This is a genomic window from Fulvivirga imtechensis AK7 (genome assembly GCF_000331535.1).
GTDB lineage: Bacteria > Bacteroidota > Bacteroidia > Cytophagales > Cyclobacteriaceae > Fulvivirga > Fulvivirga imtechensis.
In genome coordinates, this window is sequence record NZ_AMZN01000102.1 from 1 (window position 1) to 14,711 (window position 14,711).

The following is a 14,711-nucleotide window of genomic DNA, read 5'->3' on the forward strand; positions in this document are numbered from 1 at the left end:
ATAATCACAATACCTGACTAAGAAAATTTTTGAAATTATTTTTTCACCTATGCTAAAACACCATTTCTCAGGATTGTCTGGGTTCTATCAGGACCAATAGAAATAATACTAATAGGAACATTTAACTCAGCTTCCAGGTAACTAACATAGTTTTTTAGTTCGCGGGGAAGTGATTCAAATTCTTCTACCTTCTCCAGCGAGGTATGCCATCCCGGAAGTTCTTTATAAACCGGCTCAATGGCCTGATCTACTATTTCATATGGGAACACGTCACTTACTTCCCCGTTGGGCAATTTGTAATGGGTACAGACCTTAATTCTCTCAAAAATATTCAAGACATCTGCCTTCATCATAAATAACTGTGTGACTCCGTTGATCATGATAGCATATTTTAATGCGGGCAGGTCAAGCCAGCCACATCTTCTGGGCCTGCCTGTTGTAGCACCAAATTCATTACCAACACGCTGCATTTCCTTTCCATCATCATCAAAAAGCTCCGTAGGAAATGGTCCGCCTCCCACACGGGTGCAATATGCCTTGAAAATCCCATATACTTCCCCTATTTTGTTTGGAGCTACTCCCAGGCCACTGCAAGCACCAGATGTTGTAGTATTAGAGCTTGTTACGTAGGGATAGCTGCCAAAGTCGATATCTAGTAATGACCCCTGAGCGCCTTCGGCAAGTACCTTGGCTCCTGAATTAAGTTCCGAATTGATCTTATATTCTCCCTCTATTAATGCAAAGGTTTTTAAATAGTCTATAGCATCGAAAAATTCCTTCTCCAGCTCATCCATATTGTAGCTGGTATTGTAGTGAGACAGTATCTCTAGATGCTTATCAACCAAATTGCTATACTTCCTCCTAAAATCAGGCGAGAGGATATCTCCCACTCTCAACCCCTGACGGGAAACTTTATCCTGATAAGCCGGGCCGATCCCTTTCAATGTTGAGCCGATCTTTTTCTTTCCTTTTGCTTCCTCATAAGCCGCATCCAGCAATCGGTGTGTCGGAAGTATTAGCTGGGTTTTTTTGGATATAAAGAGGTTTTCTACAACATTAAGGTTGTATTTATCAAGTGCTGCTACTTCCTTTCTAAAAATGACTGGATCCAATACCACTCCGTTGCCAATGATATTAACAATATCCTTTCTAAAAATACCTGATGGAATTTGATGGAGGACATGTTTAATTCCATCAAACTCCAGTGTATGGCCAGCGTTTGGGCCACCCTGAAAACGTGCTACCACATTATATTTAGGTGCAAGAAAGTCTACAATTTTTCCTTTTCCTTCATCTCCCCACTGGAGGCCCAGCAAAACATCCATTTTCATGTGTATAAATTTAGTATTGAGATATTAGTATTGCGTATTGAGAATGTATTTACGATTTACAATTTTTGATTTACGAATTAAGCTGAGAAGCCACAAGTTTCAAGCTGTATGTTTTCACTAATGACGTCCGTGTTTATTGCACAGCCTCCTTTACCTACTGCCTCTGCCAACTGCCTATTCATCTTGTTTGGTATGGCTTAGCCTTATGCTCATTTCATGTGTGTAATTTTATTTTCAATGGCCACATGGAATTCGCTACAAACTTTATTCATCCCGCGGTTGGTATAATTTGGGATGCCTAAAGTTTATGCTCATTTCATGCGTATTAATTTAGTATTGAGACCGGGTAGAATAACCAAGCATTTCGGCTTCAATATTTCTCATACATCATCGATAGTTCGTCAATATTATTTAACAGGGGGCGCGAACCCCCAATATTATAATTAATAAAGTTCAAATAAAGAATTAAGCGGCTTTTAGAACCTCCAACGCTTCTTCCTCGCTACCGGCAATTTGGAAGATAGCATTGAGTTTAGTAATGATCAGTAGTTTCTGCACATTCTCAGATGGTTTAAGCAGGCATACCTCACCTCCTTTATTTCTGAATTTAGTAAGTATGGTGATTAAAACACCAATGCCACTACTATTTATATATCTTAGGCCGGAAATGTCAATTATACATGACCTTACACCGTTTTGGATATGATCATTGATCATGGCAATGATATCCATGCCATTGTCTTCTCCTATCAAATCTCCCTGGAGACTCAATGTGAGCACCTGGTTTTTAATTTGATGCTTAAATTTCATTGTGATTTTTCATTTTGTAATTTGATCCTGCAGTCTCCGCATATGCCATACAGGTTAAGAGAGTGGTGCAAGATATCGAAATTGAGCAACTCTCCCACCATGGTCTGTATATTATGGATACGTGGATCGCAGAATTCTACTACTTTATGGCATTCCGTACAGATCAGGTGGTCGTGCTGCTTATATCCGTAGGATTTTTCATACTGAGCCAGATTTCGTCCAAATTGATGCTTACTTACCAGATCGCACTCTACCAATAAATCGAGTGTATTGTAAACGGTAGCTCTACTTACCCTGTAGTTTTTATTTTTCATACTGATGTACAGCGACTCTACATCAAAATGACCATCTCTCGTATATATTTCTTCGAGTATTGCGTATCGTTCTGGCGTTTTTCTGAGGCCTTTATTCTCCAGGTATGCTGTGAATATCTTTTTTACCTCTTCGTAAACTTTTTGATTTAGTGCCATGAATGATTTAATCTCTACAGGATTGCAAATATATAACTTCTTTCTTGAAACATTTTAATGATGTGTAAAGAAGCTTATTCATTGTAGTCGAACCGTGAAACTTTCACTACTCCTTCGACCTTTTCCAGTTTGCTGATCAACAGATCAAGGTGCCTGGTATCATTGACATATAGCATAATTTCCCCTTCGAAAATACCGGAGTCTGTATCAATGGACATGGACCTCATATTTACTTTAAGCTCGTCTGAGATTATAGAAGAAACATCGTTGATCAACCCTACCCTGTCTGTACCAATGATCTTCAATCCGGAAAGAAAAGATGCGGCATGCTGTGATGCCCATTTGGCTTTAACTACCCTATGCCCGTGGTTAGCCAGAAGCTCAGGGGCGTTGGGGCATGTGGTGCGGTGTATTTTTATACCTTCGTTAACCGTCACGAAGCCAAACACATTATCTCCGGGAATAGGATTGCAACATTTCGACAGTTTATAATCCACCACATCCATATCTTCTCCTATGAGCAGGATATCATTGGATTTAATTTTAAATATCTCTTTTTCGAAAGATTTTGCATCAGATATTTTGGACACCGGCTTGCCTTTAATAGGGGCTGCGGGTTTAAATTCCCTGAACCGTTTAAGGTCTGCGACATCAATAATTCCCATACCAAAATTGAAGAAGAGATCGAATTGTGTATTGACATTGAAAAATGCTCTCAAACGATCAAATGTTTCATTATTCGGATCGATCTTTAATTGTTTTAGCTTGCGAAGTGCGATTTCCCTGCCCTCATCTGCTATAAACTTTTTATCCTCCTTTAGCTCATCTTTTATCTTGGCTTTGGCTTTGGAGGAAACAACAAATCGCAGCCAGTCTTCATTAGGCTTTTGTTTACTTGATGTAAGTATCTCGACCTGGTCACCATTCTTTAGCGTATAATTAATGGGAACCAGTTTTTGATTCACCTTAGCTCCAATACATCTTGCTCCTACTTCGGTATGAATATCAAAAGCAAAATCAAGTGCAGTAGCTCCATGAGGCAGTGTTTTCAGATCTCCTTTAGGGGTAAAAACAAATACTTCTTCATTGAATAAATTTCCTCTGAAATCGTCAACGAATTCGAGTGCACTGGAATCATTTTGCTCCAGCATATCTCTCACTTTACCGATCCACTGCTCCAGGCCGGATTCCTGACTATTCACATTATCCTTGTACTTCCAGTGGGCAGCGTATCCCTTTTCAGCTATCTCGTCCATTCGTTTTGACCTTATCTGTACTTCCACCCACTGTCCATTTTTTGCCATTACGGTTGTGTGCAGGGATTCATAACCATTGGCCTTTGGAGTGCTAATCCAGTCTCTGAGACGATCGGGATTAGGTTTGTAGTAATCAGTAACAATAGAATATACAAGCCAGCATGCGGCTTTTTCATTTTCTACAGGTGTATCCAGGATAATACGGATAGCAAATAAGTCGTAAACCTCTTCTACCGGAATATTCTGTTTTTTCATTTTATTCCAAATGGAATAGATTGATTTAGGCCTGCCTTTTATTATATAGTCAAACCCGTGGTCATTAAGCTCTTTCTGCAAGGGCCGGATGAAACTTTTAATGAACTTATTCCTAACCTCTTTAGTGACATCGACCTTCTTTACTATCTCGTCATAAACTTCATTTTCAGTATAGCGAAGGTAAAGGTCTTCCATTTCAGACTTGATGGCGTAAAGTCCTAAACGGTGTGCCAGTGGAGCGTACAGGAAAATGGTTTCGGATGCAATTTTATATTGTTTGTTTACCGGCATGCTGTCCAATGTGCGCATGTTGTGCAACCTGTCGGCCAGTTTCACCAGGATAACGCGCACGTCTTCTGAAAGTGTCAGTAGCATTTTCCTGAAATTTTCAGCCTGCTGGGAGCTTCCGTGTTCGAATACGCCTGAAATCTTGGTAAGGCCGTCAATGATCCGCGCTATCTTCTTTCCGAAATCGCGCTCAATATCCTGAATTGTCCATTCGGTATCTTCTACTACATCGTGCAGTAATGCCGCTACAATAGAGGTAGTACCGAGACCAATCTCGTCAACACATATTTTAGCTACGGATAAAGGATGGAAAATATAGGGTTCACCGGACTTTCTACGCATTCCTTTATGCGCCTCAAGAGAAGTGTTAAATGCCTTTCTGATCAGTTTGGAGTCTCCTTCTTTCAGGAAGGGTTTGGCTCGTCTTAAAAGCTGCCTGTACTTACGAACAATCTCTTTATTTTCTTCCTCTACATCTATGGCAATCATATAAAAAATCTATTCTCCTTTTATTTTTTCAAAATCCTAAAAAAGTATTGCAGTATAGAAAATTTTCTTTAAATTTGCACTCCATTTTACAATAAAGCGGATGTGGCGAAATTGGTAGACGCACTAGACTTAGGATCTAGCGCCTCCGGGCATGGGGGTTCGAGTCCCTCCATCCGCACAAAAAACAACCCTCGGTCCCGATAAGTTTCTAATTCGTGATTGAGGGTTTTTATTTATTTTTCAACACTAAAATTAACAGCTTTGGATATCACATTAGACAAAAAAAGCTCAACAGAAGCCTCTATTAAAGTTACATTAAAGGAAAGTGATTATCAACCTAATGTAGAAGAAAAAGTAAAGGATTACGCCAGGAAGGCAAATATTAAGGGGTTCAGACCAGGTAAAGTACCTGCGAGCTTAATTAAGAAAATGTATGGTAAGTCTATTGTTGTTGAAGAGGTCAACCATATCCTATCGAAGTCGCTTTCAGAATATATAAAGAAGGAGGATATCCAGTTGATCGGTGAGCCACTACCTGATATGGATAAGGCTGCTAACATCGACTGGGACAACCAGAAGGATTTTGAGTTTGACTATGCCATTGGTATGGTGGATAAATTCACCTACGACCTGTCAAAAAAACAGAAGGTAGCATCTTATACCATTGAGCTAGATAAGAAAGGACTTGACGAAACGATCGAAAACGTAAGAAAACAATTCGGCACTACCACCAACCCGGAAGTAAGTCAGGAAGGAGACTCTTTTTATGGTGAGTTGAAACAAGTGGATGGAGACCTGTCTAACGAGGGTCTTATCAACTGGGATGATCTGGACAAAAAAGAGCAAAAGACTTTTAAGGGAGCTAAACCGGGTGATGTTATCGAATTCAATATTGAAAAAGCGTTTAAAGATCATCATACTGCTGCTCACCTTTTAGAAATTGGGCACGATAAGGCGAAAGAGCTTAAAGGCAAATTTCAGTTTACCATAAAAAACATCAACCGCACTGAGCCTGCTGAAATGAACCAGGACTTTTTTGACAAAGTCTTCGGAAAGGGGGCGGTTAATAATGAAGAAGAGTTCAACAATAAAGTAAAGCAGACAGTAGAGGAGAACTACAAACGCGAAACAGAATACTTCCTTGATCATAGTTTAAGGGAGCATTTTGTTAAGAATACAAAGATTGATATCCCTGAAAACTTTTTAAAGGATTGGCTGCTGAGATCTAATGAAGGAAAAGTGACACAGGAGGATGTGGATAGGGAGTTTGATGAGTATGTTAAATCATTAAAGTGGGATCTGATCAAGAATAAGGTTGCTGAGGACAACGAGATAAAAGTTGAGAATGATGAAGTTGTGGATAAGGCTAAATCAATGATCCTTCAGCAATTGGGGGGACCTGGCGCGGCTGAACAACTGAAAGACCATCTTGATTCATTTGCCAACAACTACCTGCAGGCGGAGAATGGCCAAAACTATATGAAAGTATATAGCGAGGTAAGGGACGAAAAGATACTAAGCTTTATTAAGGAGCAGGTTACACTCGCGGAAAAGAAGGTAGATCTGGAAGAATTTAAGAAGATTGCTTCGAACTAATCTACAATGATAAAGGTTTAATTGAAAGCCCTGGACTGCCAGGGCTTTTTTTAGTATTAGTAGGACAACTTTATTAATTTCTTGTTAATATTGAGTATAGTAAAATTAACTTGAATAATAAAGCTATAAAGTAAAATGATCAATAAAGAAGAATTCCGAAAATTTGCAGTTAAGGATCAGGGTATTAGCGGCACCACGTTTGATGATTATGCCAAAACTGTTCAAAACATGACTCAATATGTTATTGAAGAACGCCCTGGGAATTTCCGTGCTATAGATGTATTTACCAGGTTGATCTCCGACAGGATCATTTTCCTGGGTATGGGGGTCGATGATCAGATAGCGAATATCATTACTGCTCAGTTGCTTTTTCTGGAATCAAGTGATCCGAAAAAGGATATAATCATGTATATTAATAGTCCGGGTGGTTCGGTATATGCAGGTTTAGGGATCTATGACACTATGCAGTATGTGAATCCGGAGGTGGCAACAATATGCACCGGAATGGCTGCTTCCATGGCTGCAGTTCTGATGTCTGCCGGAAACAAAGGTAAACGAGCTGCACTGCCTCACTCCAGGATCATGATACACCAGCCAAGCGGAGGCATGCAGGGACAATCCAGAGACATGGAGATTACCTTGAAGCAGATGCAGGAATTAAGAAAGGACTTGTATGAAATATTAGCAAAGCATACCGGTCAGAAATATGAAAGAATAGAACAAGATTCAGACAGAGATTACTGGATGCGCGCTCAGGAGGCTCAGGAATACGGGCTAATTGACGAGGTTCTGGTAAGAAAAAAATAAATATTATGGCAGACGTTACTTGCTCATTTTGTGGGAGAAATAAAAAGGACGTAGATCTGATGATCTCAGGTATACATGCACATATCTGTGATAAGTGCATTACTCAGGCGAATCAGATCCTTTCTGAAGAAAAGAAATCTAATAGTGGTGGAGAAGGTACACCAAGCTTCAACCTGGTGAAACCAATGGAGATGAAAAAATTTCTTGACGAGTTTGTAATCGGGCAAGATGAAGCCAAAAAAGTGATTTCTGTTGCTGTTTACAACCACTACAAAAGGCTGATGCAAAAGAAGGCTGAAGATGATGTGACCATTGAGAAGTCTAACATCATTATGGTTGGAGAAACAGGAACAGGAAAGACCTATCTAGCCAGAACGCTGGCAAAAATACTGCAGGTGCCTTTCTGCATAGCTGATGCTACTGTGCTTACAGAGGCCGGTTATGTGGGTGAAGATGTGGAAAGCATCCTCACCAGGCTATTGCAGGCTGCTGACTATGATACTGAAGCTGCTGAACGTGGTATCGTCTACATTGATGAGTTGGATAAGATTGCCAGGAAGTCAGACAATCCTTCAATAACACGTGATGTTAGTGGTGAGGGTGTACAGCAGGCGCTGTTAAAGCTCCTGGAGGGCACAACGGTGAATGTGCCACCACAAGGTGGAAGAAAACATCCTGATCAGAAGATGATCTCTGTCAACACTGAGAACATACTTTTTATTTGCGGAGGTGCTTTTGATGGTATTTCCCGCAACATTGCCAAAAGGATCAATACAAGACCTATGGGCTTTGCTTCTTCCGGTGATGCTATCAAACCGCTAGATGTTGAGAATGATAATCTGTTACAGTACGTAACGGCTCAGGATCTGAAAAGCTTTGGGTTGATCCCGGAACTTATTGGTAGAATGCCTGTACTGACGTACCTTAATCCATTAGATAAAGATGCACTTCGAAAGATATTGACCGAACCAAAAAATGCTTTGGTAAAACAGTACAAGAAGCTTTTTGACATGGAAGGTATACAGGTTGAGTTTAAAGAGGGCGCTTTGGACTTTATTGTAGAAAAAGCGCTTGACTATAAGCTTGGCGCCAGAGGTTTACGGTCTATATGTGAGGCTATTGTGAATGACGCTATGTTTGAAATGCCTTCTGATGAGAAAGCGGACAAGCTGGTGATTAATCGTTCTTATGCTGAAGAGAAGTTTAGTAAGTCGAAGTATAGTAAGCTGAAGGTGGCTTAAGTTAACTACAAAAATATTTTGAAGAGAGAACTGTCTGAGAGGGCAGTTCTTTTTTATTTCCGGGGGTGTTGCCCATACTTCGCTCCACTTTGTGGATAGTGTCACGAAAGAACTTTCGCGACAGTAGAGGCCTGTATTCATAGACCCCATAGCTCTTCGCCAATCTAATGGGGTATCTCTAGCAATTGTTTTTTAGCTTAGCTTTCCTGTTGCCCTCTAGCCGGGCGGGCTCCTTCTTTTTCAATCGTCAAAAGGAAGGCAAAAGACTTGCCAAAATAATCCTTCAGCCACACTTGGCCAGACGCTGGCCCGGTATTTTGGCAGGCCTACCCGCCTTTCTTTCCAAAGTCAAAGGGATCCTGAATATTTTCTTCGCTGCTCTGCGAAAATTCTAGGATAGGTATATTGCAGTTCGAGCTCAAATTACTTTCCGTAGAAGCTTGTGAGCGTTGAAATTTTGCTAATTCGTTCTATAAGAAAACTCACAATTTATCGTCATTGCGAACGAAGTGCGGCAATCCCCTCTTCTTTGGAGTGCACTAAAAGGGGATCGCTTCGATTCCTCCCCGTGGCAAGCCCCATAGCCGTTAACTTAACGTGAGTTCGATATAGTAGAACCGATTAAATTGTATTCGTATCCAAAAATAAGCCAAAAAACCTCTTTTCAAGGTCCCCGAACTTGCCTCGGGGAGGCACGAAGAATCTTACTAAGTTCAAGGATACTACCAGCAACTTAGGAATATCCTAGGATGACTGCCCTTTTTTAAGTATTTTATATCGAACTCACGTTAACTTAAGCATCCCGGTAGGGATGCAATATTGGTAGCCCGGGGTGAAGCCCCGGGATAGGATTAGATTTTTTTATGCGCCACATTCAAGCTTGGGAAGATGAGAAGGCTATTTTGGCGCATCCATGCTTACTAAGGTAAATGCTTCGAACTCATTCCTGCCATGTGTGCCAAGGAAGCCTGTGTTCCATGGTTGGGCCTTCCTATGGCACACTCAACTTCTCGTTTAAACCCGGGGCTTCACCCCGGGCTACAAAGATTTACCCCCTCTGGGGGCCTCTGGGGCTCGTTTTTCTCTTAAGTTAACGGTGGCAAGCCCGGGACAGGGGCGATGACGACAAAAGTTTTATTATAGAAACGAATTTGATTTCGACAAATGCGCGACCATTAGTTTGGCGGCATTGTCTGAGGCGCGGCCTATGTCGAGCAGGTTTTTGATTTTTCTATACTCTTCCAGCATAGCTGACCTGTATTCGTTGTTATTTAATATCCTGTCCAGCTCTGTGGTGATATTTTCCAGGTTAAAGTCGTTTTGGATGAGTTCTTTTACCACTTCTTTACCCGCTATCAGATTGACCAGGGAAATGTATGGCACTCTGATCAGTTTTTTTGCTATTCGGTATGATATCCCACTGGTACGGTACATCACAATTTGGGGCACTTCCCACATGGCCGTTTCCAATGTGGCCGTGCCTGAGGTTACTATTGCGGCTTTCGCATGTGCCAGCAGGTCGTAGGTGTAGCCATTGATAAGGGTTACATTAGAATTGGCTTTGATTTCCGCATAAAGTTCATCCGGGAGGTTATCTACAGTGGCTATGGCAAATTTGCTGGCCGGAAATTTCTTCACCAGTTCGTCAAACAGGGGCAGTACGTTCAGGAGTTCTTGCTTACGGCTACCCGGTAAAATGGCTATGTAATCGCCATCAATGGCAATATTGCCGGCGTTTGGAGTGTGATCATTGACGGCATCCAGTACAGGATTGCCGACATAGTCGACTTCCCATTGATAGCCTTCGTAAAATTCCTTTTCAAAAGGCATGATAACGTACATTCTTGTAACCAACTTCTTGATCTTCAATGCCCGTTTTTGATTCCAGGCCCAAACCTTTGGAGAAATGTAGTAGTAGACGGGAATGCCCTTTTGCTTAGCATATTTTGCAATTTTCAGGTTGAAACCCGCGTAATCAATGAGAATAACTGCATCGGGCTTAAACTGCTCAATCTCTTGTTTGCATTGCTTCAAATACTTTTTGATGGTGGAGAGATTTTTAACCACCTCCCAGAAGCCCATGAAGGCCAGGTCCCGGTAGTGGACAGAGATCTGAGCTCCGGCATCTGCCATGTAATTTCCTCCAAAGCCTTTCACTATTGCTTCCTTATCGTACTGCTTCAGGCTTTTGATCAGGTTGCCTCCATGTAAGTCACCGGAGCGCTCTCCGGCTATGATGTAGTATTTCATTTTTTCACCTCACCCTAAATCCCTCTCCTCAAGGAGAGGGACTTGTGGAGTTGTTAATAACAGATCTTACCCGTAGTACTCAACGAAGTTACGCGGGGTTTCATATAATTTAATGCAGTGCAATTTGGCTGAAGAGGTAATTTCCGGCAGCTTTTTTTCCAGGATCTTCCAGAATTCTATCACCAGATTTTCCGTGCTAGCCATCTTACCTTTCATAAAAGGGACATCAACGTTCAGATTTTTGTGATCTACTTTCTCGATGATTTCCTTTCTGATCAGCACGCTTAGTTTTTTTAAGTCTACCACAAAACCGGTATCGGGATCAGGATCCCCTTTAACGGTTACAATCATTTCGAAATTATGGCCATGCCAGTTGGCGTTGGCACACGGGCCAAATACCTCAACATTCTTCTCTTCCGACCAGTTGGGGTTATAAAGTTTGTGCGCAGCGTTAAAATGTTCCTGTCTACTTAAAAAAACCATCTCATGAACTGTTTGAGGTACAAATATAAGTTCTTACTTTTTGTCTTGACACAAAAGCGAGCAAAAAGGTCAAGGCTACCAAAAAATGTCTAATCGGGATCAGTTAAACTTTCCAAGGAATATTGGACTGAGCTTTATTCTCAATGGTCTTAAAGCTTCAGTTGGTTAGCAAAGATGCCAGACATGGTTCACAGGCAGTCTGCGCTGAATATAAAGTTCAGTTGTCGAAAGTTTTTTTCATAGCTTAACCTCGGCCTGTGACGCTCCAGGGCCGCGGGGCCCCGCATCGTCATTCGGACGGTGTTGGATCCCGCACATACCAACGCTGACCCAAAGATACAACAAGGTCCTCATGACGATGCTGATGTCGTATTTCAATTTTAAGGCACAATTATGAAAATACAATCAAAAATATTCAAAGGAGCTCTATATAAAGCAAATTTAGGTTCAGCTACTTTAATTTATAGAAATCATTGGGTTACTTTGCCGAAAACCATTCTGACATGATCGTAGTAACCGGTGCGGTTGGCTTTATCGGGAGCCAACTTATAGAAAAACTGAATTTTGAGAATTTCAATGCCATTGTGGCGGTAGATAAATTTGACAATCCGCTAAAAAATAGGAACCTGGAGGGACTAAAGGTTCTGGAAAAAGTCGATCGCGACATTTTTATGCAGTGGCTGGATGTTAATTATGAAGAGGTGGAGTTTATCTTTCATATTGGAGCCAAGACGGATACTACGCTTTTTGACACTGAGCTTCTCAATAAACTGAACACGAGCTACACCAGGGAAATTTGGAACCGGTGTGTCAAATACCAGATCCCTCTGGTATATGCTTCGTCTGCTGCTACTTATGGCTTAGGTGAACATGGTTATGACGACAATGAAAAGCTGATCCCCAAACTAAAACCTTTAAACCCATACGGACAATCGAAGCAAGACTTTGACTTGTGGGCGCTTGACCAGGAGGAGAAGCCTTTTTATTGGGCTGGATTGAAGTTTTTTAATGTTTACGGTCCTAACGAATACCACAAAGGCAGAATGGCTTCGGTGGTATGGCATGCTTACAACCAGATCAGGGAAACGGGAGGTATGAAGCTGTTTCGTTCTCACAACCCGGAGTACAAGGATGGTGAACAAATGAGGGATTTTGTGTATGTAAAGGATGTGGTGGATGTATGCTATTGGCTGATGCACCATCGAAGAGATTCTGGCATTTACAACTTAGGTAGCGGCAAAGCACGTACTTTTCTGGACTTGACTCAAGCCGTTTTTAAGGCGATGGGTAAAAAAGAGAGCATCAGTTTCATTGATACGCCTGAGGATATTAGAGACAAGTACCAGTATTTTACTGAGGCGAATATGGATAAGCTGTGCTCTATCGGTTACTCAAGGAAGTTTCATGAATTGGAAGAGGGGGTTGAAGAGTATGTGGGGAGATTATTGAGGGGTTAAGGGTATGGCGCGGGGCGCTAAGCGGTGAGGCTTTTGACCTTTCGGTTAACTATCGGATTTGCCGGACTGTGGTCGTTGAACAGTCTGAAAACATAAAAAATAACTAAAAAACAAGCCTCCGAAGTTTAGCTGATTGGTAAAACTAAAGGGTAGTTCAAAAAATCCAGACTACAAGTCCCGGACTCGGGGTTCCCGGGGCTTTGGAAAAGAGCAATGGCCGAAGTAAACGTTCGTGTTGGGGGCTATGAAAATCCAAAGACGCTTGTTTCTTTCCTATAGTTTTGCCGGCATAATGAGATCTTAGACGGATAGCGGAGAGACCAGTCGCTCGGTGTGCCGAGTGACTACTATTGCAACTTTACGGTTTTAATCAACTCGCCTACACGGCTCGGCTCAGCCGAGCTTAAAACAATCTCTTTTCTTAACCCTGTTCTTTAATATTAGTCACTCGGGATACCCGAGCGACTGCGGGATTGTTTATACCTACCCCATTTATTCAACTTTTCTAAGTTTTATTACCTGTTTATCATTTATAACAACTTTATCATTATTATCTAAGGGATAAAAATAGTCGCAGCCTTTCGGAACGGAAGATTTAAATATATTATTTCCCTTGGCGTAAATATAATTGCCCTCAAATTCTATTTTTAAAATAGGATTGGAGTCATTTTTGATCTTTTCTAGAAGATCACTCTTGACGATTTCTATATCCATTGCACCCAATTCATTAATTAAAATGTTGTATTGAGAATTTGTGATAAAAATTGTATCCTGCACAGTATTTTTAACTATGTTATTCTTAACTTTTACTGAATTCTTCTTCGGGTTGCCATTACAACTATTTAGGATTATAATAGCCAGACTGATCGGGACTAATGCCTTTAACTGTACCATAACTTGGAATTTTATTTTGCAAATCTGATAATTTCATCACTTCTGGCTTAAGATACCATCCATTTTTTGTATAAACATAGGTTGTCCCATCTTGACTTTTCCCATAATAAACAGCACCGTGTTGGGTTTGATTGTCTGAATCTGCGAATCTAAGAACAGTTTTTCCAAATTGTGATTTATTTTCTGTTGTAGGAGTATAATCTTTTTTTAGATTATTATCAAAAGTGTCAGGATCAGGTATACCAACTCCAACTTTTATTTCTTTCCCCTGACTTCCCGCACAAGCTGCACCCCAGCAATTATAATTATCTTCTGATGTAGCTCCTGTTTTGCTTGTACCATTTATGGCTTTATCTAAAGTTAAATCACTGGTTGAATTCTCGATAGATCTTGTAAATAGATTATCCAGTTCAACTTTATCACCAACCTTTAAAGTAGAATTACCATTATTATCAATATATCCTTGATCTTTTAATTGTTTAGCAGCTTCTGAATATGATATACCTTGAAAATCCGCTAAAGTTTGAGCATTATCTCCTTTTTCAGCAATTAAATTACCTTCACTATCAGGAATCCATTCAGATGAGCGTCCATCAGGATCAATCATATTAATAGGATTGTTATGAACGTATACATATGGACTCCAAGAAGCCGTTTGCTCAGCCAAAGGATCCACCACACCCCACCTCCCAATCTCCGGCATATACATCCTGGCCCCATAATCCAGCCAGTTGATACCTAAAGCGTCCTGTTTCTCCTTGCCGTTGTAGAGGTACTTATTCTCCTTGGCCGTGCTCCTCTGATACGAGTTAAAGGAGAGACCGAAGGGATAATAATCATCATCCTGAATCACAGGGCTCTCATTCAAGGTCACCTTCATGTCATCAAAATATACCCAGTGGGTGGCAGCACTTTCGCTGCTGATATAAACATACACAAATCCTGCCTTTTCTGCTACTATGTCCTGTAGCATCAGCTTTTCATGGGCGCCATTGGCTGCTGTTCCTATCTGAACGTGGCCGTGCTGGTAGAATTGCATGTGCTCATCGAACAGGATGTAGTTCAGGTAGGCTGCAGGACGATT

General features: G+C 41.1%; 12 protein-coding genes and 1 tRNA gene. 5 read left to right on the top strand and 8 right to left on the bottom strand.

The window, feature by feature from the left end:
• Positions 1-47: 47 nt before the first annotated feature.
• The 4 genes from C900_RS24655 to C900_RS24670 form a co-directional block, all read right to left on the bottom strand.
• Positions 48-1,331: an adenylosuccinate synthase gene (locus C900_RS24655; protein WP_009583083.1), complete on the bottom strand. Its 1,284-nt coding sequence runs from the start codon at positions 1,329-1,331 to the stop codon at positions 48-50.
• Between the two features lie 465 nt (positions 1,332-1,796).
• On the bottom strand, positions 1,797-2,141 hold the full coding sequence (locus tag C900_RS24660) for an STAS domain-containing protein (RefSeq protein ID WP_009583084.1): 345 nt from the start codon (positions 2,139-2,141) through the stop codon (positions 1,797-1,799).
• Positions 2,138-2,611 (bottom strand): Fur family transcriptional regulator, encoded by a 474-nt coding sequence (locus C900_RS24665; RefSeq protein WP_009583085.1) that lies wholly within the window; start codon positions 2,609-2,611, stop codon positions 2,138-2,140. The genes C900_RS24660 and C900_RS24665 overlap by 4 nt, the downstream gene beginning before the upstream one ends.
• A gap of 74 nt (positions 2,612-2,685) precedes the next feature.
• Positions 2,686-4,899, bottom strand: a complete 2,214-nt coding sequence (locus tag C900_RS24670) for a RelA/SpoT family protein (RefSeq protein WP_009583086.1) — start codon at positions 4,897-4,899, stop codon at positions 2,686-2,688.
• 96 nt (positions 4,900-4,995) lie between these two features.
• Here C900_RS24670 and C900_RS24675 point away from each other — a divergent pair.
• The 4 genes from C900_RS24675 to clpX all read left to right on the top strand — a co-directional run bounded on the left by C900_RS24675 (position 4,996) and on the right by clpX (position 8,543).
• Positions 4,996-5,077 (top strand) — tRNA-Leu (locus C900_RS24675).
• Positions 5,078-5,160: 83 nt separating this feature from the next.
• Positions 5,161-6,495: a trigger factor gene (gene tig / locus C900_RS24680; protein WP_040497511.1), complete on the top strand. Its 1,335-nt coding sequence runs from the start codon at positions 5,161-5,163 to the stop codon at positions 6,493-6,495.
• Positions 6,496-6,630: 135 nt separating this feature from the next.
• Positions 6,631-7,302 carry a ClpP family protease gene (locus C900_RS24685; protein ID WP_009583088.1) on the top strand — a complete coding sequence of 224 codons (672 nt, stop codon included), beginning with the start codon at positions 6,631-6,633 and terminating at the stop codon, positions 7,300-7,302.
• Between the two features lie 5 nt (positions 7,303-7,307).
• Positions 7,308-8,543, top strand: coding sequence for an ATP-dependent Clp protease ATP-binding subunit ClpX (clpX, locus tag C900_RS24690; protein WP_009583089.1), 1,236 nt, complete (start codon positions 7,308-7,310; stop codon positions 8,541-8,543).
• A 1,137-nt stretch (positions 8,544-9,680) separates the two neighbouring features.
• Here clpX and lpxB read toward each other — a convergent pair.
• Positions 9,681-10,793: a lipid-A-disaccharide synthase gene (lpxB, locus tag C900_RS24695; RefSeq protein ID WP_009583092.1), complete on the bottom strand. Its 1,113-nt coding sequence runs from the start codon at positions 10,791-10,793 to the stop codon at positions 9,681-9,683.
• A gap of 66 nt (positions 10,794-10,859) precedes the next feature.
• Entirely contained in the window at positions 10,860-11,276 is a 417-nt protein-coding gene (locus C900_RS24700) for a 6-pyruvoyl trahydropterin synthase family protein (RefSeq protein WP_009583093.1), read from the bottom strand.
• Between the two features lie 503 nt (positions 11,277-11,779).
• On the opposite strand from C900_RS24700, the gene rfaD reads away from it, so the two are divergent.
• Positions 11,780-12,733, top strand: a complete 954-nt coding sequence (gene rfaD / locus C900_RS24705) for an ADP-glyceromanno-heptose 6-epimerase (RefSeq protein WP_040497512.1) — start codon at positions 11,780-11,782, stop codon at positions 12,731-12,733.
• Between the two features lie 492 nt (positions 12,734-13,225).
• Here the strand turns inward: rfaD and C900_RS24710 are convergent, their stop codons facing one another.
• Positions 13,226-13,627: a hypothetical protein gene (locus C900_RS24710; RefSeq protein ID WP_040497513.1), complete on the bottom strand. Its 402-nt coding sequence runs from the start codon at positions 13,625-13,627 to the stop codon at positions 13,226-13,228.
• The coding region (locus C900_RS24715; RefSeq protein WP_040497514.1) for an RHS repeat-associated core domain-containing protein at positions 13,572-14,711 on the bottom strand (1,140 nt) is incomplete at its 5' end. The genes C900_RS24715 and C900_RS24710, both read right to left, overlap by 56 nt.